At 68.3% G+C, this 21,125-nt stretch carries 20 protein-coding genes; 11 read left to right on the plus strand and 9 right to left on the minus strand.

Features of this window, described 5'->3' with window-relative positions; genetic code table 11:
- Positions 1-20: 20 nt before the first annotated feature.
- Together ABFX45_RS35965 and ABFX45_RS35970 are read right to left on the minus strand one after the other, a co-directional pair.
- Complete coding sequence (locus tag ABFX45_RS35965; RefSeq protein ID WP_346134970.1) at positions 21-506, minus strand: helix-turn-helix domain-containing protein; 486 nt, start codon at positions 504-506, stop codon at positions 21-23.
- A 116-nt stretch (positions 507-622) separates the two neighbouring features.
- Complete coding sequence (locus ABFX45_RS35970) at positions 623-2,047, minus strand: LCP family protein (protein WP_109642031.1); 1,425 nt, start codon at positions 2,045-2,047, stop codon at positions 623-625.
- Here ABFX45_RS35970 and ABFX45_RS35975 point away from each other — a divergent pair.
- Together ABFX45_RS35975 and ABFX45_RS35980 are read left to right on the plus strand one after the other, a co-directional pair.
- The gene (locus ABFX45_RS35975; protein WP_146231888.1) at positions 2,019-2,414 is read left to right on the plus strand and encodes a hypothetical protein; all 396 of its coding nucleotides are present in this window, start codon (positions 2,019-2,021) and stop codon (positions 2,412-2,414) included. The genes ABFX45_RS35970 and ABFX45_RS35975 overlap by 29 nt on opposite strands.
- Positions 2,415-2,646: 232 nt before the next feature.
- Positions 2,647-5,577 (plus strand): glycine--tRNA ligase, encoded by a 2,931-nt coding sequence (locus ABFX45_RS35980; protein ID WP_109642208.1) that lies wholly within the window; start codon positions 2,647-2,649, stop codon positions 5,575-5,577.
- A gap of 56 nt (positions 5,578-5,633) precedes the next feature.
- Here the strand turns inward: ABFX45_RS35980 and ABFX45_RS35985 are convergent, their stop codons facing one another.
- Together ABFX45_RS35985 and ABFX45_RS35990 are read right to left on the minus strand one after the other, a co-directional pair.
- Positions 5,634-6,416, minus strand: coding sequence for a chitosanase (locus ABFX45_RS35985; protein ID WP_346134973.1), 783 nt, complete (start codon positions 6,414-6,416; stop codon positions 5,634-5,636).
- Positions 6,417-6,552: 136 nt separating this feature from the next.
- On the minus strand, positions 6,553-8,259 hold the full coding sequence (locus ABFX45_RS35990) for a S8 family peptidase (RefSeq protein ID WP_346135030.1): 1,707 nt from the start codon (positions 8,257-8,259) through the stop codon (positions 6,553-6,555).
- Positions 8,260-8,502: 243 nt separating this feature from the next.
- Here ABFX45_RS35990 and ABFX45_RS35995 point away from each other — a divergent pair, with 243 nt between their 5' ends.
- Complete coding sequence (locus ABFX45_RS35995; protein WP_233440259.1) at positions 8,503-9,591, plus strand: sugar ABC transporter substrate-binding protein; 1,089 nt, start codon at positions 8,503-8,505, stop codon at positions 9,589-9,591.
- Between the two features lie 12 nt (positions 9,592-9,603).
- Here the strand turns inward: ABFX45_RS35995 and ABFX45_RS36000 are convergent, their stop codons facing one another.
- Together ABFX45_RS36000 and ABFX45_RS36005 are read right to left on the minus strand one after the other, a co-directional pair.
- Positions 9,604-10,350, minus strand: a complete 747-nt coding sequence (locus tag ABFX45_RS36000) for a hypothetical protein (RefSeq protein WP_109642039.1) — start codon at positions 10,348-10,350, stop codon at positions 9,604-9,606.
- A gap of 31 nt (positions 10,351-10,381) precedes the next feature.
- A complete protein-coding gene (locus ABFX45_RS36005) occupies positions 10,382-10,612 on the minus strand; it encodes a hypothetical protein (RefSeq protein ID WP_346134976.1) in 231 nt (76 codons plus the stop codon).
- Positions 10,613-10,849: 237 nt separating this feature from the next.
- On the opposite strand from ABFX45_RS36005, the gene ABFX45_RS36010 reads away from it, so the two are divergent.
- From ABFX45_RS36010 to ABFX45_RS36030, 5 genes are all read left to right on the plus strand, one after another.
- The gene (locus tag ABFX45_RS36010; RefSeq protein ID WP_030468404.1) at positions 10,850-11,056 is read left to right on the plus strand and encodes a cold-shock protein; all 207 of its coding nucleotides are present in this window, start codon (positions 10,850-10,852) and stop codon (positions 11,054-11,056) included.
- Positions 11,057-11,168: 112 nt separating this feature from the next.
- On the plus strand, positions 11,169-12,053 hold the full coding sequence (locus tag ABFX45_RS36015; protein WP_346134979.1) for a glutamate ABC transporter substrate-binding protein: 885 nt from the start codon (positions 11,169-11,171) through the stop codon (positions 12,051-12,053).
- On the plus strand, positions 12,050-12,664 hold the full coding sequence (locus ABFX45_RS36020) for an amino acid ABC transporter permease (RefSeq protein WP_109642045.1): 615 nt from the start codon (positions 12,050-12,052) through the stop codon (positions 12,662-12,664). Before ABFX45_RS36015 ends, ABFX45_RS36020 begins: the two co-directional genes overlap by 4 nt.
- Positions 12,664-13,431, plus strand: coding sequence for an amino acid ABC transporter permease (locus ABFX45_RS36025; RefSeq protein ID WP_109642047.1), 768 nt, complete (start codon positions 12,664-12,666; stop codon positions 13,429-13,431). The genes ABFX45_RS36020 and ABFX45_RS36025 overlap by 1 nt, the downstream gene beginning before the upstream one ends.
- Entirely contained in the window at positions 13,412-14,311 is a 900-nt protein-coding gene (locus ABFX45_RS36030; protein WP_233440260.1) for an asparaginase, read from the plus strand. Before ABFX45_RS36025 ends, ABFX45_RS36030 begins: the two co-directional genes overlap by 20 nt.
- On the opposite strand, the gene ABFX45_RS36035 is transcribed toward ABFX45_RS36030, so the two are convergent.
- Positions 14,308-14,748 carry an ester cyclase gene (locus tag ABFX45_RS36035; protein ID WP_211337765.1) on the minus strand — a complete coding sequence of 147 codons (441 nt, stop codon included), beginning with the start codon at positions 14,746-14,748 and terminating at the stop codon, positions 14,308-14,310. The two genes, ABFX45_RS36030 and ABFX45_RS36035, sit on opposite strands and share 4 nt — an antisense overlap.
- Before the next feature lie 68 nt (positions 14,749-14,816).
- Between ABFX45_RS36035 and ABFX45_RS36040 the strand changes: the two genes are divergently transcribed.
- Positions 14,817-15,452 carry a TetR/AcrR family transcriptional regulator C-terminal domain-containing protein gene (locus ABFX45_RS36040; protein ID WP_109642054.1) on the plus strand — a complete coding sequence of 212 codons (636 nt, stop codon included), beginning with the start codon at positions 14,817-14,819 and terminating at the stop codon, positions 15,450-15,452.
- Here the strand turns inward: ABFX45_RS36040 and ABFX45_RS36045 are convergent.
- Both ABFX45_RS36045 and ABFX45_RS36050 read right to left on the minus strand, forming a co-directional pair.
- Positions 15,449-17,449: an NPCBM/NEW2 domain-containing protein gene (locus ABFX45_RS36045; protein ID WP_346134984.1), complete on the minus strand. Its 2,001-nt coding sequence runs from the start codon at positions 17,447-17,449 to the stop codon at positions 15,449-15,451. The genes ABFX45_RS36040 and ABFX45_RS36045 overlap by 4 nt on opposite strands.
- A gap of 103 nt (positions 17,450-17,552) precedes the next feature.
- Complete coding sequence (locus ABFX45_RS36050) at positions 17,553-19,241, minus strand: acyl-CoA dehydrogenase family protein (RefSeq protein ID WP_346134985.1); 1,689 nt, start codon at positions 19,239-19,241, stop codon at positions 17,553-17,555.
- 141 nt (positions 19,242-19,382) lie between these two features.
- Between ABFX45_RS36050 and ABFX45_RS36055 the strand changes: the two genes are divergently transcribed.
- Both ABFX45_RS36055 and ABFX45_RS36060 read left to right on the plus strand, forming a co-directional pair.
- Complete coding sequence (locus ABFX45_RS36055; RefSeq protein WP_346134987.1) at positions 19,383-20,462, plus strand: WD40/YVTN/BNR-like repeat-containing protein; 1,080 nt, start codon at positions 19,383-19,385, stop codon at positions 20,460-20,462.
- The gene (locus ABFX45_RS36060) at positions 20,459-20,743 is read left to right on the plus strand and encodes a MoaD/ThiS family protein (protein ID WP_109642061.1); all 285 of its coding nucleotides are present in this window, start codon (positions 20,459-20,461) and stop codon (positions 20,741-20,743) included. Before ABFX45_RS36055 ends, ABFX45_RS36060 begins: the two co-directional genes overlap by 4 nt.
- Positions 20,744-21,125 lie beyond the last annotated feature (382 nt).

The raw sequence follows: 21,125 nt of genomic DNA on the forward strand, positions 1-21,125 counted from the left end.
GTGAACGGGGTTCGGTACAACTAGTGGCTCAGCCCGCGCAGGACGCGGATGAGCTCGACGGTCGGGAGTTGGCAGAGCTGCGCCATGTTCTCCAGCGCGGGCAGGTCGAGGTGCACCTCCGGGGACGCTCCCGGCGGCAGCACGTGCAGGCGTCCGGCGGCCCAGCGCTTGAGCGGCACCAGACGGGGGTTGTCGGTCGCGGCGACCACGGCGAGGTTCAGCGTCAGGTGCCCGGCGGGGGTGTCGCCGAAGAAGCGTTCGTGCACACGAGCGAGGACTTCGTGTGCCGGAACGTCGAGGGCGTGGCAGATCTCCACCAGGCGCACGACCGAGCACTGGCGGGTGCCGAGCTCGTAGGTGGCCAGCGTCTGCAGCGAGATCTCGGTCTGCAGTCGCTTGTTCAGCTCCTTGCGGGTCCAGCCGCGCTGCTTGCGAAGGCTGCGGATCTCATCACCGAGCACGCGCTGGTACGCCGCCGTGTCGATTCGGCCGTTCGCGGTTTGCACCTGGTCCCTCCACCCCGTGAGCGGGTCTCACGGTGATGGAAGGCGCCAGTTCTTCGTCGCTTACGCAACTTCCTGGCAGATTCCCCCGAACGGGCGATACTTCTCTACTCTGAGTATCAGTTCACGCAGCGCACGCCGTCCGCGGTGATGGGTTTGGGAGCGTTCGGGTCGGGCGCCGGCTGCTGCCGCGCACCGTCCAAGTTGAGCACTCCGGAGCCCGTGAAGCCCTGGGTGCCGGGACCCGAGTAGTCGGAGCCGATGAAGACGCGGACCCGGCCGGCCGGGATGTTCACGTCCTCTTCGATCTTCATGCCGCCGAGGGCCTTCTGGACCGCGTTGGCGCCGTCCTCTCCGCCCTTGCCGTAGCGGACGACCGACTTGGCCATCGCCTCGGCGTTGCCCGTCTGACCCGCCACGAAGCCCTTCGCGACGAGCGACTGCTGCACCTTGCTCGCGAGGCCGGCGACGCCGGAGGCGTTGCGGACGTCGACGGTCACCGAGGCGTTGTTGAACTTCGGGTCCGGCGCGGCCGAGGACGCGGGGGCCTTGCCGAGGTTCTTCACGAACGTCCTGACCTCGGCCTCGTCGACCTCGACCGCGGAGCCGTCCTCGGGGGTCTGCAGGTCCGGGTTGCCGGTCGGGATCGTCTGGAACGTCATGTTGCCGCCCGTCAGATCCTTCATCTGCAGGGCGAACTTCGTGATGTCCCAGCCGTCGTCGAGCACGATCGCGCCGCTGACGGCCTTGATCATCTCGCTGCGCTTGGTGCCGTCGGTGAGCACGCCGGCCGAGAGCATCTTCTTGGCGAGACCGGCCATGAAGACCTGCTGGCGGACGACGCGGTCCAGGTCGCCCATGGGCAGGCCGTGGCGCTGCCGGACGAACGCCAGCGCGTTCTTGCCCTCGATGGTCTGCGGGCCCGCCTTGAAGTTCGCGCCGGAGAAGCTGTCGCGGACGTTGTTGTTGAGGCAGACGTCGATGCCGCCGATGGCCTTGGTGATCTCGTAGAAGCCGACCAGGTTGACCTCGGCGTAGTGGTCGATCGTGGCGCCGGTCAGGTTCTGGATGGTCTCGATCAGGTTGTTCGCGCCCGCCTTGCGGGTCTCCATCTCGATCTCCTGCGGGCTCTTGCCACTGCCCTGCAGCTTTTCGGCGGCTTGACCCTTGGCGTAACCGTAGGCAGAGTTGATCTTGTGACGCCCGAAGCCGCCGGCGATCTTCACGTAGGAGTCGCGGGGGAACGACACCGCGAACGCCTTGCCGCTGTCGTTCGGGATGTGCAGCAGGATCAGCGTGTCGGTGTTGAACCCGCCGTCGTCGCTGCCGCCCGCCTGCAGTTCGTTGAGGATGTTCTGCGGCAGCGGGTTGCCCTTGGAGTCGGTGCGGCTGTCCATGCCGACGAGCAGGATGTCGATCGCGCCGTCGGCGGGCTTCTCCCCGGCGTCGGCGAGGTTGAGGTCCTGTTTGGTCAGGTTCTCGGTCAGCGAGTTCAGGTTCTGCCACGCGACGCCGGTGACCAGCAGGATCGTCGCGGAGATCATGCTGATGAAGATCTTGGCGCCGGTGGACGCACCGCGCTTGGCCGCGCTCGGTCGGCGAGCGGAGGGCCTGGGCCGGGGACGGGCCGCGGGGGCAGCCGACTTCGCCTTGGCCGGAGTCGTGCGGACCGTCGGACGGTCGGCCACGGGGCGCGGGCGCGGGGCCGACGACGTGGCGCGGGCCGGCTCGCGGCCGCGCGGCGACTCGCTGCGGCTCGCGGACGCGCGGCGCGGGGGTTCCTTGCGCGGTGGTTCCTTGCGCGGTGGTTCGGAGCGCTTCGGGGGCTCCCGCCGCGGCGGTTCGGCCCGGTTCGACTGCCGGCGCGGGGGCTCTGAGCTGCGCGGCGGTACCTGGGGACGGCGGGGCTGACCCGCCGGGGGACGCGGGGTGGCGGAGGGTCGCCTGGGAGTTCCGTTCGGTTCTCCTGGCCGCGGCGGCCGGTTGTCCACACCCACTCCTCTCAGCACATTCGGGTACCCCAAGTAGACGTGCGGGAACTCCACTCGGTTGTGCAAAGCGTGACACAGTGGCGAACGCCACCGGATTCAGGCCCCTTGACCAGCGGTTTTGTCCGTTTCGTAGACTCGTCGCCGTGTTGACGATGCAGGACGCGCTGCTCGCGCTGACCAAGTACTGGACCGATCGGGGCTGCATCGTGGTGCAGCCCTTCAACACCGAGGTCGGAGCGGGCACGCTGAACCCCGCCACCGTCCTGCGGGTGCTCGGTCCCGAGCCGTGGCGCGTCGCGTACGTGGAGCCCTCGGTGCGGCCCGACGACGCCCGTTACGGCGAGAACCCGAACCGGCTGCAGACCCACACCCAGTTCCAGGTGATCCTGAAGCCGGATCCGGGCGACCCGCAGGAGCTCTACCTCGGTTCGCTGGAGGCGCTGGGCATCGACGTGCGCGCGCACGACGTCCGGTTCGTCGAGGACAACTGGGCCTCTCCCGCGCTCGGTGCGTGGGGCCTCGGCTGGGAGGTCTGGCTCGACGGCCTGGAGATCACCCAGTTCACCTACTTCCAGCAGGCCGGCGGCATGACGCTCGACCCGGTGTCGGTGGAGATCACCTACGGCATCGAGCGGATCATGATGGCGCTGCAGGGCGTCGACCACTTCAAGAAGATCGCGTACGCGCCGGGCATCTCCTACGGCGAGGCGTTCGGCCAGGCCGAGTACGAGATGTCGCGGTACTACCTCGACGACGCGGACGTGGAGGCGAACAAGCGCCTCTTCGAGGAGTTCGCGGCCGAGGCGCGCAAGATGCTCGACGCCCGCCTGCCCGTTCCGGCGCACAGCTTCGTGCTGAAGTGCTCGCACATCTTCAACGTGCTGGACGCGCGGGGCTCGATCTCCACGACCGAGCGCGCGCGTGCGTTCGGCCGGATGCGTGGCCTGGCACGGGAAGTCGCCGGGCTGTGGGCCGAGCGACGTGCCGAGCTCGGGCATCCGCTCGGTGTCGCAGAGGTTCCCGCTGTCGCGGAGAAGCCCTCGTCGTTCGAGGACGTCGTCGCTCCCGCGACGCTGCTGTTCGAGATCGGCACCGAGGAGCTGCCGCCGCACGAGGTGCTGCGGACCGTCGACGCGGTGCGTGAGGCGGTCACGTCGAAGCTCGGCGCGACCAGGCTGACGCACGGCGAGGTGACCGTGCACGGGACGCCGCGCCGGATCGTCGTGCTGGTGCCCGCGGTGGCGCCGCGCGAGCCGGACGCCGAGCGCACCGTGCGCGGCCCGCGTGTTTCCGCCGCCTTCGACGCCGACGGCAACCCGACGAAGGCCGTGCAGGGCTTCGCGCGTGGTCAGGGCGTCGAGGTTTCGGCGTTGGGGCGGGTTGAGGAGAACGGCGTCGAGTTCGTCGCGCTGACCAGGACCGACGCCGGTCGTGGCGCCGTCGAGGTGCTGAGCGGGCTGCTGGCCGAGGTCGTCGCGGACCTGCGCGCCGAGAAGAACATGAAGTGGAACGACCCGAAGCTGTCGTTCACCAGGCCGATCCGCTGGCTGGTGGCGCTGCTCGGCTCCACGCCGGTTCCGGTCGCGGTGTCGTCGCTGGTGTCCGGCACCGTCACGCGGGTGCACCGGACCGCCTCGTCGCCGGTCGTCGAGGTGTCCACCGCGGACGGTTACCTGGAGTTCCTCGCCGGGCACGGCATTCAGGCCGACGCCTCGGTTCGTGCCGCTTCGATCGTGGAGGCCGCACAGGAGCTCGCGGCGTCCGTCGGCGGTGTCGTCGAGGTCGACGGGCTGCTGGACGAGGTGACGAACCTGGTCGAGTGGCCGACGCCGATCCTCGGCTCGTTCGAGGAGCGGTACCTGGAGCTGCCGGGCCAGATCCTCACCACCGTGATGCGCAAGCACCAGCGCTACCTGCCGGTCCGCTCCGCCGACGGCTCCCTGCTGCCGCACTTCGTGGCGGTGGCGAACGGTTCCGTCGACGCGGACCTGGTGCGGGCGGGCAACGAGGCCGTGCTGCGGGCGCGGTACGAGGACGCGGCGTTCTTCTGGCGGGCGGACCTCAAGACGCCGCTGGAGGAGATGAAGTCGGGCCTCGCGAAGCTGACGTTCGCGGACAAGCTGGGCTCGATGGCCGACCGCGCTTCCCGGATCGCCGCGCTGGCCGGGCGTTTCGCCTCGGTGGTCGACGCCGACCGCGAGACGCTGGACCGCGCCGGAGCCCTGGCCAAGTTCGACCTCGGCTCGCAGATGGTGATCGAGCTGTCGTCGCTCGCCGGCGTGATGGCCCGCGAGTACGCCTCGCGCGCGGGGGAGACCCCGGAGGTCGCGCAGGCGTTGTGGGAGATGGAACTCCCGCGTTCGGCCGGCGACGCGCTGCCGACGTCGGTGCCGGGTGCGCTGCTGTCCTTGGCGGACCGCTTCGACCTGCTGGCGGGCCTGTTCGGCATCGGCGCGCAGCCGACCGGTTCGTCCGACCCGTTCGGCCTGCGTCGCGCGGCTCTGGGCGCGGTGTCGGTGTTGCGGGCGTTCCCGGACCTGCGGGCGATCACGGTTCCGCTGGCGCTTTCGCTTGCCGCGGAGGGCCTTGACGTGTCGGCCGAGGCGCTGGAGACCGCGCGTGAGTTCGCGGTGCGGCGCTACGAGCAGGCGCTGCTCGACGCGGGCCACGAGCACCGGTTCGTCCAGGCGGTGCTGCCGCTGGCCGACTCGCCGGTGCTGGCCGACGAGACGCTGGCGCAGCTGGAGTCGTTGGCGGGCAACGAGTCCTTCGACGCGCTCGTGGCGGCCCTGCAGCGCGTCCGGCGGATCGTGCCGGCCGGCGTCTCCGCTTCCTACGACGCCTCGGTGCTGTCTGAGCCCGCGGAAGTGGCGCTGCACAAGGCGTTCGACGGTGTCTCGCGGGATGTCACAGGCCTGGCGGCGTTCGTCGCCGCGGCCGAGGGACTGACCGCGCCGATCAACACCTTCTTCGACGAGGTGCTGGTCATGGCAGAGGATCCGGCGGTGAAGGCCGCGCGGCTCGGGCTGCTGGCGTCGATCCGCGACTTCGCGGCGCCTGTGCTGGACTGGACCCAGCTGTAGTCACGGGAAGAGGGGCGCTCCAATCGGAGCGCCCCTCTTCGTCCGTGCCGGCGAGGTTACTTGATCTCGTAGCTGTCGCCGTAGACCTTCCACCTGAGCGGCGTCTTCAGATCGAGGTTGCCGTTCTTGAGGAACACGCGCTGCGCCGTGTCGACGCGGCTGGTGTCCTCGTGCTCGGGCTCCTGCTTCATCGCCCACACTCGAGCGTCGAGGAAGGCGTTGAGCCAGGTGGTCTCGTTGCCGCCCTGCGACGGCGGCTTCGCCTTGCCCAGCGCGCGCTTGCGGATGCTGCTGAAGCTCAGCCTGTCGCCACCGTTGCCGTGCATGACGATCGCGTCGTAGTAGGCGAACTGGCCGAGTGCGCGCACGCCGTCCGACTTGGCCTGCTTCACGGCCGGGTTGAAGTACACCCGGTCGCGCTCGGACTCCTGCGCCGCCCTGAACGCCGAGTCCTTGGCCGCGGTCTTCCAGTCCTTGGTGTAGTTGGGGTCGAGACCCGCGTGTGAGGGCGTGCCGTTCACCTTGCGCAGTGCGGGCAGGTACTTCTCCAGGACGTTCCCCGGCTTGCGTTTCTTGTACAGCTCCACCAGGTCGAGCATGTCGCCGGTGCCGCTGCAGAAGCCGATGATGCCCGCTGTGTAGCCGCGGCCGTCCCAGATGTCCTCGATGTACCCGAACTGGGCGCGCCAGTCCAAAGAGGAGTTCTCCGCGCTGGACACCAGCTGCATGGCGATGTCCTTGAGCCGCGGGTCGTTCAGGTCCGCGGCGTGCGCCGTGGCCGGGGTGATGAGGGCGGTGGCGCAGACGAGCGTGGCAGCCAGCCTTGCAAACGTCTTCATGTCGGTCCGTTCCGGTGAGGGATCGGCGGCGACAGGCGCACCGTAGCGTGAGAGCGCTCGCACAACAAGGCCGGTTGCCTGCTGAAAAGCAAAGGCTCCCGGCCGTGACCGGGAGCCTTTGCGGTTCAAGCGAGAACTACAGGAACTGACCGCCGCGGGTCACCGCGCCGTAGGCGTCCACGATGCCGTGACCGTAGAAGCCGTTGAACTTCGCGTCACCCTCGCAGAGCGCGTCGAACTCGGGCGAACGTCCGACCGGGACGTACGAGACGAGCCTCGGGTTCGGGCACGCCCGCTGGATCGCGGTCTTGTACAGCACCTTCTCGACCTTGTCCGGGGACAGGGTCAGGCCGGGACGGCCCTTGTCCTTCTTGCCGTACTGGCTGACGATCAGCGCGGCCACACCCGAGGCGTGCGGGGCGGCCATCGAGGTGCCCTGCAGGAACTGGTAGTAGCCGACCTTGTCGCCCTGCACGGCCTTCTTCACGCCCGCGGCCTGGCCGGCCGGGGTGATGTTGCCGGCCTCGTCGATCGCGCCCTCGACGAGAGCGACGTTGCGCGGGTAGGTCGAGAGGATCATGTTCTCGTTGGTGCGGTACCACGGCGTGCCGAGGCCGTCGCGGAAGTAGCCGCCGGGAGCCGAGATCGCGGTCTGCTCGAGGCCGTAGTTCGAGTAGTCGGCCTTGGCGGTCGACGGGCCGAGAGACGACACCGAGATGACGTGGTTGCCCTCGGTCGGCAGGTTGAGGCAGGTGGCGTTGTCGATCGGCCGCGGCCGGTTGTGGCCCGGCGGGTAGTTCGGGCTGATCGTGTCGGTGCGCGGCTTGCCGAGGTCCTCGTGGTTGTTGCCACCGGCGCCGATCAGCGTGACGCCCTTGCGGTGCGCGTAGTTCAGCGCGCGCTGCACGGACGCGATGATGGTGCGCTGCTCCAGCTGCTCCTCCGGCGTGGCCGTGGAGTCGTTGATGCAGTTCATGTACCACGGGTCGACGTAGAACGACATGTTGATCACGTCGAGGCCGATGTCGGCGCCGTAGGTCAGGGCGTCGACCACCGGCTGCAGGAAGAACGAGCCGGCGTCCTGGCCACCGCGGATGTTCACCAGCGACACGTTCGGCGCGACACCGGAGATGCCGAAGCCGTTGGCAGCGGCGCCGATGGTGCCGGCGACGTGCGTGCCGTGGCCGCCGTCGTCCCAGTTCGCCGGGTCGACGCACCCGCGGAACTCGCACGGGCCGTCGAAGACGCCGCCGTCGGAGTCGTTGGGCATGTCGACGGTGAAGTTGCGCGACAGCTCGTTGTTGAAGTTGGGCGCGATGTCCGGGTGCGAACCGTCCACGCCCGTGTCCAGAATGCCGACGTACACGCGCTTGTCACCGGCCTGCTTGGCCCGCGCGATGTTGGAGCGGACGAGGTTCAGGCCCCACAGGTCGCCGTCCAGGGGGTCCATGCCGGCGGTCGACTTCGACTCGGCAGGCGCCTTGTTCGGCTGCTCGGCCTTGTTCTCCTTCTCGACGTTGTCGCGCTTGGCCTTCTCGGCCTTCGCCGCAGGAGCGTGCCCGATCGGCTTGGTCCGTGCGGCGCCGACGATGTCGCTCGAAGCGGAAACCTTCTCCACGAACCCGTTCGCGGGAGCCTTCACGGTCAGCAGACCGACGGCCTTGTTGTCCCGCACGACCTCGCCGCCCGCCGCCCGCACGGCGTCGATCGCGAAGTCGCGGTTTCCGGGGTCCTCCAAGAGGACCGTGTACTCGGTGTCCTGCTGGCCAGCGGTAGAGGCCGGCGCTGCCCCCGCCGCCGAAGTACCCGCGGCGATCAGCGACACCGTTGCCGCCACCGCCATCACGGTTCTGCGCGTTCTCACCTAGCTGTCTCCTCACACCCGGTCAGGGCTGGATCCAACAACACGGCGCGGCCCCCGATTGCCGCCCAAGTCCGACACACTGGCACGAAAATTCGCCACGCATCAGCGCCTTTCGTACGGAATCGAACTGTAGCCGATCGGAAGCGGAGCGTGATGGTGTGAAACAAATCTTGACTTAACAACATTCAAGCGATGCAATCCGCGATTATGCGAAGACGGGTAATGGCAACGTCGGCGTGCCTGCTCTTTCTGCTCTCTGCCTGCGGTGACGCTGGTCAGGGTGCTCCGACGCTGCCCGCGCGTGGTCCCAAACCAATCGTCGGGGTAATCCTTCCCGACCGAACGACATCCACGCGCTGGGAAGAGCAAGATCGCCCACTGCTCACCCAGGCGTTCAACTACGCGGACATCGAACCGTTCATGGAGAACGCCGAGGGCGACGAGGCGAAGTTCGCGCAGATCGCTGACGAGATGATCCGTCGCAAGGTGAAGGTCCTGATGATCACGCCGTTGTCCGCGGCGGGTGGTCTCGCGGTGCAGAAGAAGGCGAAAGCCGCCGGCATCCCGGTGATCGACTACGACCGCGTGACGCTCGGTGGCCAGGCGGAGTACCACGTCGGCTTCGACAGCGTGAACGTCGGCCAGCTCCAGGCGGACGGCCTGCTCGCGTGCCTCGGTGACAAGCCGGGCGCGCAGATCATCGAGATCGAGGGTGCGCCGACCGACCACAACGCCACGCTCTTCACCCAGGGTCAGAAGTCGCGACTGTCCACGAAGTACGACAGCGGCGCGCTCAAGCTCGTGAAGTCGCAGCCGGTCGCCGACTGGAACAACGACCTCGGCGGTCAGCTGTTCGAGCAGATCCTGAACGAGAACGGCGGCAGGGTCGACGGCGTGGTCGCGGCCAACGACGGCCTGGCCGGCGCGGTCATCGGTGTGCTCAAGAAGAAGAACCTGGCGGGCAAGGTCCCGGTCACCGGGCAGGACGCCACTGTGGACGGCCTGCGGGCCGTGCTGAGAGGCGACCAGTGCATCACCGTCTACAAGCCCGTGCGGGACGAGGCGGAGGCCGCCGCCCGGCTGGCCATCGCGATCGCTCGCGGCGACCTGGAGGGTGCCGATGACCTCGCCACCGGCAACCTGCGGGATCCCGTCGCGCGGCGCGACATCAAGTCGGTGCTGCTGGGCGCGACGCTGATCAAGAAGGACAGCGTGCGGACGCTGGTGACCGAGGGCATCGTCAAGCCGCAGGAACTGTGCGCCGGCGACCTCGCTCAGGTGTGCGCGCAGCAGGACATCCTCGGAGGGTAGCGAAAGGCCTCGTCACGGCCTGTCGTGATCCGGCAGGTCGTGACGCCCCGAGATGAACTCCTGGACGGCGATCTTGGCGCGGATGATGGGCTGCCGGATCCGCGCCTCCCGGCGGTACGCCCGCGCGAGCTTGCGCGAGCCCTCCGGATAACGCCAGCGCGCCCACGGCGACCCCGGCCTCGCCAGCCGCACGGCGCCCACGGCGGGCACCACGGGCACGAGCAGGCCGAGCAGCCCCGTCCAGATCTTGCCCTTCAGCAGCGCCACGATCGCGAAGCACAGGTTCACGCCGATGGTCAGCAGCCTCAGCGTGAACGTGTCGCTCGGTGTCGTCTCCGGGTTGAGCTGCAGCACCTCGTCGTAGCCGAGCGGGCGCGCGCCGAGCAGGAACGTGCCTGTCAGGCCGATGGCGAGGAACACCGCGTCGACGGACAGCCGGCCGGCCTTGGTCCAGTACACGTCCCGCAGGTGCAGGATCAGCGCGAACTCGTCCAGCACCAGCGCCGCGCCCACCCCGAGGCCCGCCGCGGCCGCCAGCCGGGCGCCGTGCAGGTCGTCGGGAATGACCAGGCTCGTGACGCTCGACAGGAGCAGCAGCACGGTGCCGAACACGACGTGGTGCACGTGCGTGTCGCCGTGCACGATGTTGCGCGGCCACCAGCGCACCTTCGCCCGGATCATGCGCACGCTGATGCGGATGAACACGAACGTGGTCACCAAGCCGATGAAGAAGAAGAGCAGTCGTTCGCTGCCGGTCAAGCACGGCCCCCTGGGTCAACGACCCTCCAGGTTACCGGTCCCCGTAGTTGGTGACGTTTCCCTCTACGTTCCCGATCTGGAACAGGGTGCCGCGGACGGTGCCTTCGGACCTGTTGATGATGGGCGTACGGGCCTTGCGTTCGGCCTTCGGAGGCTTCTGGGCGGCGACGCCGGTCAGAAGCTGCCGCACGAGCAAGGTGAGGCCACCAGCCACTTGCGGCGCGATCCTGACGCTGATCGACATCGTCGGCTGCTCGGGCACGAGTACCTCCGCGTGGTCGTTCGGGCTCTCACGTTAGCAGTGAGATCGATGGCTCGACTGGGAGCGGGGAGCCGTGGTTGACTGTCCATGGTCGTACGTTTTCGTGTTCGTCCAGCCACGGTCACGAAAAACGGGGTGTGTTCGTGTGGTCTCTCCAGCTTCGGGAGGGAGCGCCGTTCCTGCTTGACCCGGTGGTCGCGAGTGCGATCCGGCACCTGTTAGAGGAGAAGTAGCAAGATGGCAGTACAGGGCACCGTCAAGTGGTTCAACGCGGAGAAGGGCTTCGGCTTCATCTCCCCCGATAACGGTGGCGCCGACGTGTTCGTCCACTACTCGGAGATCCAGATGAACGGCTACAAGGCTCTCGAGGAGAACCAGCGGGTCGAGTTCGAGATCGGTCAGGGCCAGAAGGGCCCGCAGGCCCAGGGCGTTCGCGCCGTCTGAGTCTGACCGACTCCAACAGCCTGCAAGCTGTGGCGGAGCCCCTTGTCCGGTATCGGACAAGGGGCTTTGTTGTGTCTTGTGCCTGGTTGATCGCGATCAGTAGCGTCGCGGCATGGGGAGACTGTTCGTAGCAGCGCTGTTGCTCTTCGTGGCCGGGTGCTCCGGCGGTGAGAACGCGGTACCCGGCGCGGGTGGCGGCAAGTTCGGCGCTCTGCTCGCCAAGGCACCCGTTTACACAGGTCAGGTGACTCCTGGCTCGGCCGTCGACCGCATCAAGAAGCGCGGCAAGCTGCTCATCGGCGGTTCCCAGGACGCGCCCCTGCTGTCGCAGCTCGACCCCATCAGCGGCGAGCTCACCGGCTTCGACGCCTACCTAGGCAAGCTCCTCGCGCACTACATCGTCGGCAAGCCGGAGACCGAGCTGCTCAGCGCGACCTCGGAGACCCGCGAACCGTTGCTGGCCAACGGCACCGTCGACGTGATCATCCAGACGTACACGATCACGCCCGCACGGGCGGAACGCGTGGCGTTCGCAGGCCCGTACTACCAGTCGGGGCAGTCGATCGCGGTGCGCAAGGGCACCTCCGGCATCACCAAGCCCGCGGATCTGGCCGGCAAGACCGTGATCGTCGGCGCGAACACACCCGGCGTGAAGGCGGTGAAGGACGCCGCGCCCACCGCGAAGATCGTCGAGTTCGGCTCCGATCCCGAGTGCCTCACGGCGTTGAAACAGGGTCGTGGCGACGCCTACGTGCAGGACCAGGCGATCCTGGTCGCCGACGCGTCGAAGGACAGCGAGCTCCAGCTGGTCGGCGAGCCGTTCACCGAGGACCCGTACGGCATCGGCATCAAGCACGGCGACGCGGAGTTCGAGAAGTTCGTCGACGACTGGCTGCGTGAGATCGGCAAGTCAGGGCTGTGGCGGGACGTCTGGAAGCAGACGATCGGCACCGTGGTCACCGGCGACGCGCCGTCGCCACCCGCGATCGCCTCATGAGCCTGGTCGTCGAAGGCTTTCTGAACACCGTCGCCCTGACCCTGCTGTCGTTCGCGGGCGCCCTCGCCGTGGGCCTCGTGGTCGCGGTGCTGCGGATCGTGCCGGTGCCGCTGCTGCGGGGCGTCGGTGCGGTCTACGTCGAGGTGTGGCGGAACATCCCGTTGCTCGCGTGGCTGGTGCTGTTCGTGTTCGGGTTGCCCGAGGTGGGTGTCAAGATGCCGTTGTTCTGGACGGCTTTCACGGCGATCGCCCTGTACGAGGCCGCGTTCGTGGCGGAGGCGCTGCGGTCGGGCGTGAGCTCGGTGGCTGCAGGACAGGGTGAGGCGGCACGGGCGCTGGGGCTGTCGTTCCGGCAGTCGTTGCGGCACGTGATCCTTCCTCAGGCCGGACGGCGGGTGGTGCAGCCGTTGGCGAACATCGCGATCGCGCTGACGATGGCCACCGCACTGGCCGGTGTCGTCGGCGTGGTGGACATGACCCGTGCGGCGCAACGGATCAACCTCGAGCTCGCCCAGCCGTTGCTGGTCTTCACCGGTGCCGGGCTGTGCTACCTGGTGATGGCCGCGGGGATCGGGTTCGGCGCGCGGGTGCTGGAACGGCGGCTGGCCTGATGTTCGACGCTCCTGGACCACGTTTCCGTCGCCGGGTCTTCTGGGTCTCGGTGGTGTCGGCGCTCGTGCTCGCCGGGCTGGTGGCGCTGGGGCTGCGGCAGTTCGCGTCCGGCGGGCAGCTGGACCCGGTTCGGTGGAGGCCGTATCTGACCTGGCCCGTGTGGCGTTATCTGCTCGGAGGCCTGTGGTCGACGGTGGTGGCGGCGTGCGCGACGGGGGTGCTGGCGATGGTGGGTGGGCTGCTGCTCGCGTTGCGGCCCAACCGGTTCACCCGCGCCTACGCCGAGGTCATGCGCACGGTTCCGGTGCTGCTGCTGGTGTACGTGATGTTGTTCGTGCTGCCGTCGTTCGGCGTGAACCTGCCGCTGTTCTGGAAGCTCGTGGTGCCGCTGGCGTTGTCGCACGCGGCCTCCTACGCGGTGATCTTCCGGGCGGGCGTGGACTCCGTCGATCCCGGGCAGCGCGAGGCGGGGCTGTCGCTGGGCATGCCGGACGGCGCGGTGACGCGGTTCGTCGTGCTGCCACAGGCCGTCCGGCACATGACGCCGTTGCTCGTGACCCAAGCTGTCAGCCTGTTGAAGGACACCTCGCTGGGATATGTCGTGTCCTACACGGAGTTGTTGTTCAACGGGCGGGTGCTCGCGAACTACAACGGTCTGCTGATCCAGACGTTCATCGTCGTGGCGTTCATCTACCTGGTGGTCAACCTGGCGCTGTCCCGGCTGGCTCACCGCCTGGAGGCTGGTCGTGCCCGCACTGCTCGCTGAGGTCACCCGGTCCGGTTTCGTGGAGAGCCTGCACCACGGGAGCGTGGTGGGGCTGCTGCCGTCAGGGGAGACCGGGGTTTCCGTTGGGGCCGTTGAGGATCCGGCGCTGCCGCGGTCGTGCATGAAGCCGTTCCAGGCGCTGGCCTGCCTGTCCGCGGGAGCGCCGCTCGCCGGGCCCGCCCTGGCGATCGCCGCCGGGTCGCACACGGGGGAGAACCGGCACGTCGAGCTGGTGATGCAGGTGCTCGGCGGGTTGCCGGTGGGATTGCTGCGCTGCCCTCCGTCGTGGCCGGAGGACGAGGAGACGCGGCGACGGCTGACGGAGCCGTCTCGGGTGCGGATGAACTGTTCCGGCAAGCACGCGGCGATGCTGGCGGCGTGCGTGGCGGCGCGGTGGCCGACCCAGACCTACCTGGAGCCGACGCATCCGTTGCAGCAGGTGGTGTTGCGGACGATGGAGGAACTTTCCGGCGAAGCAGTTGCGCACACGGCGGTCGACGGATGTGGTGCGCCCGTGTATGCGTTGTCGTTGCACGGATTGGCGCGCGCGATGCAAGGGCTGGTGCGCACGCCGGTCGCCGACGCGATGCGCAGACATCCCGAGTACGTGGGGGGAACCGGGCATGTGAACACCGTCGTCATGCAGTTGCTGCCGGGTGTGGTGGCCAAGGGCGGCGCAGAAGGTGTGCTGGTGCTGGCGACGGCGGCCGGGCACGCGGTGGCGGTGAAGGTGCTCGACGGGAATCCCCGTGCCACCACGGCGATCGGGCTCACGGCGTTGGCGGCGCTGGGTTACGACGTGTCGCCGGCCAAGGAACACCTGTCCGTGCCGGTGCTCGGCGGCGGCCAGGTCGTCGGCGAAGTGCGAGTGGCGTTCTAGAACGCCCCAGGGAGGTTCAGCATGCCGAGCTGGTTCATCACGGTCGCGCTGTCGCCGTACACCCGCTCGCAGACCAGCACGTCCTTGTCGAACAGGAAGAAACCGACCATCCTCACCTTGAACGACCGGCCGGTGACCTCCTCGCCGGTGAGGCTGCCGAGGTGAGTGCCCTGCAGCTCGAACTCGACGATCACCGCGTCGTCGGCGTGGTGCACCTCGATGACCTTGTTGCGCTGGTCGGGGAACGCCGCGCGGGTGCGCTGCCAGTACGCGCGGACCTCGTCCACGCCCTGGAGCACCTGGCCGGACGCCATGATCTCGTACCGGGGGTGGGGAAACGTGTGCAGGGAGGTGTTGAAGTCGTGGTCGTTCTGCGACTCCATGTGCTCAAGGACGATCGCCTCGCGCAGCGCTCTGAGCGCCTTGGATTCGGTCATGCCGGCCGACCCTCCTACGTACGCCGTACGTCGCAGGGAAGCTACTCCACGTCGTATGGTCTGCGCCAGTGGCCTCATCACGTGAACCGTTGACCCGCGCCCGCATCGTGGATGCGGCGGTGCGGCTGATCGAACGTGAGGGCGTCGAAGCGGTCTCGATGAGACGCCTCGCCGCCGAGCTCGGCGCGGGCACGATGTCTTTGTACAACCACGTTCCCAGCAAGGCTTTGCTGGTGGACCTGGCCGCAGAGCGGATCATGGCGGAGGCGCGGCCGTGCCACGTCGCCGGCGACGACTGGCGCGATCACATCAGGGCGCACGCGCACGCGGTGAGAGCGTTGGCACGGCAGCATCCCAGGGCGTTCGTCATGCTGGCGACGCGGCGGCTCAGCACCGAGGCCGGGTTCAGGACCATCGAGGCCGCGTTGAGGAACCTCGCCAAAGCGGGCTTTCGGGGCAAGGTCGCCGTGGGGATGATGCGCGCCATGGTGTCCTACCTGCTGGGCACGCTGATGAGGGAGGTCGCGACGTCGCCGGAGCTCGGCGGGATCGCGCTCTCACCGTACGAAGGCGTTGACGCGTCGGCGTTTCCGCTGTCCGCGGAGGTGCTCGACGAGCTGGGGACCTACGACCACGATCACGAGTTCGAGTTCGGGCTCGAACTCATGATCGCGGCCTTGGAGCGCTACCAGGAGCCGGACTAGCAGCTGATCCTCACGTCGCCCCAGTCGGCGTGGTCGTAGGACTTGCCGTTGCCGCCGTCCCGGACGATCAGGCGCACGACGGTCGCGTTGGAGACGTTGGCCTCCAACGACTTCGCGGCGTCGGCGCCGGAGACCGGCCCGCTGTCGTAGACCTTGGTGTTGTCGGCCCACACCTCGTAACCGACGAGGCTGAGCGGGTTGACCTTCTTGTCGTCGATGCCGATCGTCGCGGTCACCTTCGAACAGCTGCCGCCCGTGTAGTACTCGATGTGCGCGGGGGCGTGCGTGCCGAGCCCCTTGGCGAACACCTTGCCGCGGATGGTGATCGGGCCGCCGTCACCCTGTTTGGCCTCGCCGTTGGTGGTGTCGACCTCGACCGGGCCGTGGCCGTTGGCCGCGCGCAACCACTTGAGATCGCTGATGAACAGCTCGCCCTTCGGCGGTGCGCCGGGAACCAGTGCCTCGGTCGAGTACTGCCTGGTGACAGGGTTGTTCTCGTGCGGGCTGTGGAAGGTGAAGCTCGCGCTGATCGGGAAGCGGCCTGGCGCGGCGGTGGCCGGCACGGTCACCTGCCAGTTGGTCCTGAACGTCTTCTCGCCGGACAGGATCGGCTTGAAGCTGCTGGAGGTCGCCTTCGCGGTCCAGCCGCGGGGGACGGTCAGCGTGGCCTGGACCGCGGCGATCGGCAGGCGGCCGGTGTTGCTCACCGACGTCGTGTAGGTGATGGCCTTGCCGGGCTGCACGATCGGCAGCGCGCCGGGATAGAGGACCTCGCCGTCGGCGGCCGTGGTGATGGCGGGCGGGTAGTTGTACCAGTCCTTCGCCGCGCTGACGCGGAACATCGCCGAGCCGTGCGGGGGCAGTGCGGCGCTGATCGAGCCCGCGGTGTGGCTCGTGGTCTTGGCCCACAGGTCGCGGACCTTGTAGCCGCTTGCCTTCGTGAGGCCGAGCTCCTGCGCCGTCACGGAGATGTTGGCGGCGCTGTCGTTCTCGTTGAACAGCAGGATCGCCTTGTCGCCGTTGCTGAGCGGCTTGACGAGGACGTGGTTGCCGCCCTGGTTGCGGATCACCCTGCCCTGCACGCCGAGCTTGTCCTGGTTGACGGCGATGACCTCGCGGTTCTGCAGGATCTCGAACGTCTCCGGCGTGACCTTGCGCAGGTCGGCGCCGATCAGCAGGGGCGCGGCCATGATCGACCAAAGGCTGAAGTGGCTGCGGTACTCGAGATCCGTCATGCCGCCGTTGCCGACCTCGAGCATGTCCGGGTCGTTCCAGTGGCCGGGTCCCGCGTGGTCGGCGAGTTCCATGTTGCGCTTGGCGATCGACACCATGGAGTTCCAGTTGTCGCTGATGTCGCCGGTCGTGCGCCACAGGTGGCCGACGTCCTTCGCCCACTCCCACGGCTTGTTCTGACCCCACTCGCAGATCGAGAACACGATCTTGCGGCCGGTGGCTTCGAGGGCGTCGCGCATCTTGGTGTAGCGCTGCTTCGCGTCGACGCCCTGGTTGTTGCAGTTGTCGTACTTCAGGTAGTCGACGCCCCACGACGCGAACAGCTTGGCGTCCTGCTCCTCGTGGCCGAGGCCGCCAGGAAAGCCGCCCTGCTTGTTGCAGGTCTTGGTGCCCGCTGAGGTGTAGATGCCGAACTTGAGACCCTTGGCGTGCACGTAGTCGGCGACGTGCTTGATGCCGTTGGGGAAGCGCACCGGGTGGGCGACGAGGTCGCCGTTGGCGTCGCGTTCGGGGAGGGCCCAGCAGTCGTCGATGTTGACGTACTCGTAGCCGGCGTCCTTCAGGCCCTTGCTCACGAAGATGTCGGCGATGCCCTTGACCATCTCTTCGTTGAAGTCGTCGCGGCAGTGCGTGGTGTTCCAGTTGTTGAAGCCCATCGGCGGCGTCAGAGCGAGGCCGTCGTCCTTGGCCACTGCCTGAGGTGCGATGAGGGTGCCGGCGGCGATGAGGGCTGCCAGTGCGGCTGTGTGCCATCTGCGGTTCACGTGCACGCGCTCCTGTCTTCGGAGAGCGGCGGCGTCTCATGAAAACGTTTGTGGAACACGCGCGTCAAGGGGGCGAAGCTGTCGCTTCGCCCCCTTTGCCTGGCTACGGGCGCATCTCGTACCGGCCGGACAGCGCGGCGACCTGCTCCCACACGGCGTCGAAGCGGGCCTGGTCGACGTGCGGCTTGCGGATCTGGCCGACGGCCCACTGCTGCTGGGCCTCGGTGCTGCTGGCCTTGCCGTGCAGCGCGGTCGCGTACCCGGCGAAGTCGCGGACCAGGACGTCGAAGATCTGGTCGAGGACGGCCGCGTCGGTGCCGGTGATCTTCGCCTGCTCGAGCACCAGCTGGCCGTAGACGACCAGGGTGAAGAGGTGGCCGAGGTTCAGCAGGAAGTCGAGGTCCTGCTGCTGCTTCTCGTCCGGCGCGGCGGTGGTGAGCAGGGTCTTGATGGCCTTGGCCTGCTCGTGGAAGAGGGCGACGTTCGGCAGGTGTGCGTGCTCGGTGTAGATCGGCTCCCAGTCGTGGAACTGGATCTTGCCGAGGCCGCGCGCGGGGCCCTGGTGCCAGAAGAAGTCGTCGTCCGTCGCGTCGTGGCGGGTGGGGACCTCGTCGTAGGCCTTGGGGTTGAAGAGGTAGTTCGGCATGAACTTCAGCACCAGCGCCAGGTTGACATGCACGGTGCCCTCAAGCTTGGGCAGCGCGCGGATGTCGGCCGTGGCGCGGGTGAAGTAGGTGTCCTTCTCGAAGCCCTTGGCGGCGATGACGTCCCAGAGCAGGTCGATGACGTGCTCGCCCTCGCTCGTGACCTTCATCTTGGTGATGGGGTTGAAGAGGAGGTAGCGGCGGTCGTTCTCGTTGGCGCTTCGGAAGTAGTCGACGCTGCGGTCCGCGAAGAGCTTCATCGCGGTGAGGCGCGCGTACGCGTCGACGAAGTTCTGGCGCACGTGCGGGAAGTTCGTGACCGGGTTGCCGTAGAGGATCCGGTTGTGGGCGTGGGTGATCGCCTCGTAGAAGGAGTGCTCGCAGATGCCGATGCTGGCGGTGCAGAGGTTGAACTTGCCGACGTTGACGGTGTTCAGCGCCGCGGAGAAGGCGTCGGGGCCGCGGTGCAGGATGTCGGCGTCGGTGAGCGGGTAGTCCTCGAGGCGGAACTCGCTCACGAACATCTGGCTGTCGACGACGTTCTTGATCAGCTTGAAGTTCTCGTGCTGGCTGTCGACGGCGAAGAAGACGTACTCGTCGCTGTCGCCGAGCTTGCCGAAGACGCTGACCATGCCGGCGACGTTGCCGTTGCCGATGTAGTACTTGCTGCCGTTGGCTTTGTAGCCGGTCTCCGTCTTCGTGACGATCATGTCGGTGCTGTAGACGTCGGCGCCGTGCTCCTTCTCGGAGAGGCCGAACGCGAAGACCGCGCCGCTGTCGAGGAGGGCGGCCGCCTTCTGCTTGGCCTCCTCGTTGCCGCTCATCCAGATCGGGCCGAGGCCGAGGACGGTGACCTGCCAGGCGTACCAGTACTGCAGGCCGTAGAACCCGAGCACCTCGCTGAACGCGGCGTTGCGGGCGGCGTCCCAGCGCTTGGTGCCGTCGACGCTCGCGGGCGTGCAGAAGGTGGCGAAGAGCTTCTCCCGCTTCACGAAGTCCAGGAACTCGGTGTACCAGACCTTGTCCTGCGCGTCGGCGATCAGCTGCCGCTTGCCGCGGGCCTCGAACCAGTCGACGGTCGCCCTGAGCAGGCGTCGGGTCTCGTCGTCGAGTTGGGCGGGGTCGTAGTGGTTCGGGTCGAGCAGCACTGGCGCCTCCTTCGTCTCCGTTCGGACGCTACCAGTGAGTAACTTGTGGGTCTACGTGGGGTTTCCCGCACGCCCAGAAATTGTCAGACCCCCGGCGTAACGTGCTCCGCATCACATCTTTCACCAGGAGGTCGTGTTGAGATGACGGTGGTCGTGGCGATCGGTACGCGCAAGGGACTGTGGCTCGCCCGCAGCGAGGATCGGGTCACCTGGCAGGTCGACGGACCGCACCACGCGATGCAGGAGGTGTACGCGGTCGCCTTCGACACCCGCTCCGGCCTGCGCCTGCTGACGGGCGTGTCCTCACCGCACTTCGGGCCGGGTGTGTCCATTTCGGACGATCTGGGGGTCACCTGGGAGGAGCCCGCCGAGCCGCCGATCGCGTTCCCGGTGGACGACGCGGCTCTGGAACGCGTGTGGCAGCTCCAGCCGGCGCCGGCGTCGCAGCCGGGCGTCGTGTGGGCGGGCACCCAGCCGTCCGCCCTGTTCAAGTCGACGGACGGCGGCCGTTCGTTCGAGTTCGTCGAGGGCCTGTGGAACCACCCGCACCGCCCTGAGTGGGACGCGGGCTTCGGCGGCCAGGCGGTCCACACGATCGTGCCGGACCCGGTCGATCCCGACCGCGTCCTGGTGGCGATGTCGACCGGCGGCGTCTACCGGACGACCGACGGTGGCAAGTCCTGGGAGGCCCGCAACAAGGGCATCAAGGCGTACTTCTTCCCCGACCCGTGGCCGGAGTTCGGCCAGTGCGTCCACAAGGTCGCCCAGCACCCGTCGGAGCCCTCGCGCTTCTACGCCCAGAACCACCACGGCGTCTACCGCAGCGACGACGGCGGCGACTCCTGGCAGTCCATCGCCGACGGCCTGCCCACCGACTTCGGCTTCGCGATGGTCGTCCACCCGCACGACCCCCAGACCATCTTCACCTTCCCGATCGAGGCGGACGGCCGCCGCTTCCCACCGGAGGGCAGGTGCCGCGTCTTCCGCTCGCGCGACGCCGGTGCTTCGTGGGAGGCCCTGGGCAACGGCCTGCCGGACAGCTTCTGGACAGCCGTGATGCGCGACGCCATGTGCACCGACAACGCCGAGGTCGCCGGCGTCTACTTCGGCTCCCGCTCGGGCGAGGTCTACGCGAGCCCGGACGAGGGCGAGACCTGGCACCTGGTGGCCGCCCACCTGCCGGACGTGATGTCGGTACGGGCAGCGGTGATCCCGACGTGAAGGTGACGGTCCTGATCCCAGGCGTCCTCCGCACCGCGACGAACGGCGCCTCCCACCTCGACGTGGACGTGCCAGAGCCCGCCACCCTGGGCGCCGCCCTGGACGTCCTGGCCGACACCTACCCGGGCCTGGACCGCCGCTTGCGCGACGAACGCGCAGCTCTGCGCCGCTACGTGAACTTCTACGTCAACGGAGAGGAGTGCCGCCGCCTCTCCGGCCCAGCCACCCCGCTCCCAGCCGGCGCCGAGATCCAGATCCTGCCCTCGGTGGCAGGCGGCTGACGCCCAGGCCGGGTTGCGCCGCACCGGGGATGGCGGCGCAACCCGGCCCCGCCCGCGATCGCGTCCAGAGGCCACGCGTGGCCACCCAGCCACGGCCGATCCCGCGCTGCGCTGCATCACCACGCTGGTCCGGTGGGAACAGCGGGGCGGTCTGCCGCGCTGGGTTGCGTCGCCTCGCTGCTCCGCCTGCGATCGCGTCCCTGGGCCACGTGTTTTGGCTGCCCAGTCACGGTTGGTCCCGCGCTGGGCTGCTCCACCACGCTGGTCCGGTGGGAACAGCGGGGCGGTCTGCCGCGCTGGGTTGCGTCGCCTCGCTGCTCCGCCTGCGATCGCGTCCCTGGGCCACGTGTTTTGGCTGCCCAGTCACGGTTGGTCCCGCGCT

It is taken from the genome of Lentzea roselyniae, from assembly GCF_039537795.1.
Taxonomy (GTDB): domain Bacteria; phylum Actinomycetota; class Actinomycetes; order Mycobacteriales; family Pseudonocardiaceae; genus Lentzea; species Lentzea atacamensis.

Excerpts from the sequence above, each read along its gene's own strand:
- ABFX45_RS36015 (WP_346134979.1), top strand. The coding sequence starts at position 11,169 with ATGGGGAGACTGTTCGTAGCAGCGCTGTTGCTCTTCGTGGCCGGGTGC.
- ABFX45_RS35995 (WP_233440259.1), top strand. The coding sequence starts at position 8,503 with ATGGCAACGTCGGCGTGCCTGCTCTTTCTGCTCTCTGCCTGCGGTGAC.
- ABFX45_RS35970 (WP_109642031.1), bottom strand. The coding sequence starts at position 2,047 with ATGATCTCCGCGACGATCCTGCTGGTCACCGGCGTCGCGTGGCAGAAC.
- ABFX45_RS36010 (WP_030468404.1), top strand. The coding sequence starts at position 10,850 with ATGGCAGTACAGGGCACCGTCAAGTGGTTCAACGCGGAGAAGGGCTTC.
- ABFX45_RS35985 (WP_346134973.1), bottom strand. The coding sequence starts at position 6,416 with ATGAAGACGTTTGCAAGGCTGGCTGCCACGCTCGTCTGCGCCACCGCC.
- ABFX45_RS36055 (WP_346134987.1), top strand. The coding sequence starts at position 19,383 with ATGACGGTGGTCGTGGCGATCGGTACGCGCAAGGGACTGTGGCTCGCC.
- ABFX45_RS36025 (WP_109642047.1), top strand. The coding sequence starts at position 12,664 with ATGTTCGACGCTCCTGGACCACGTTTCCGTCGCCGGGTCTTCTGGGTC.
- ABFX45_RS35990 (WP_346135030.1), bottom strand. The coding sequence starts at position 8,259 with ATGGCGGTGGCGGCAACGGTGTCGCTGATCGCCGCGGGTACTTCGGCG.
- ABFX45_RS35980 (WP_109642208.1), top strand. The coding sequence starts at position 2,647 with ATGCAGGACGCGCTGCTCGCGCTGACCAAGTACTGGACCGATCGGGGC.
- ABFX45_RS36035 (WP_211337765.1), bottom strand. The coding sequence starts at position 14,748 with ATGACCGAATCCAAGGCGCTCAGAGCGCTGCGCGAGGCGATCGTCCTT.
- ABFX45_RS36020 (WP_109642045.1), top strand. The coding sequence starts at position 12,050 with ATGAGCCTGGTCGTCGAAGGCTTTCTGAACACCGTCGCCCTGACCCTG.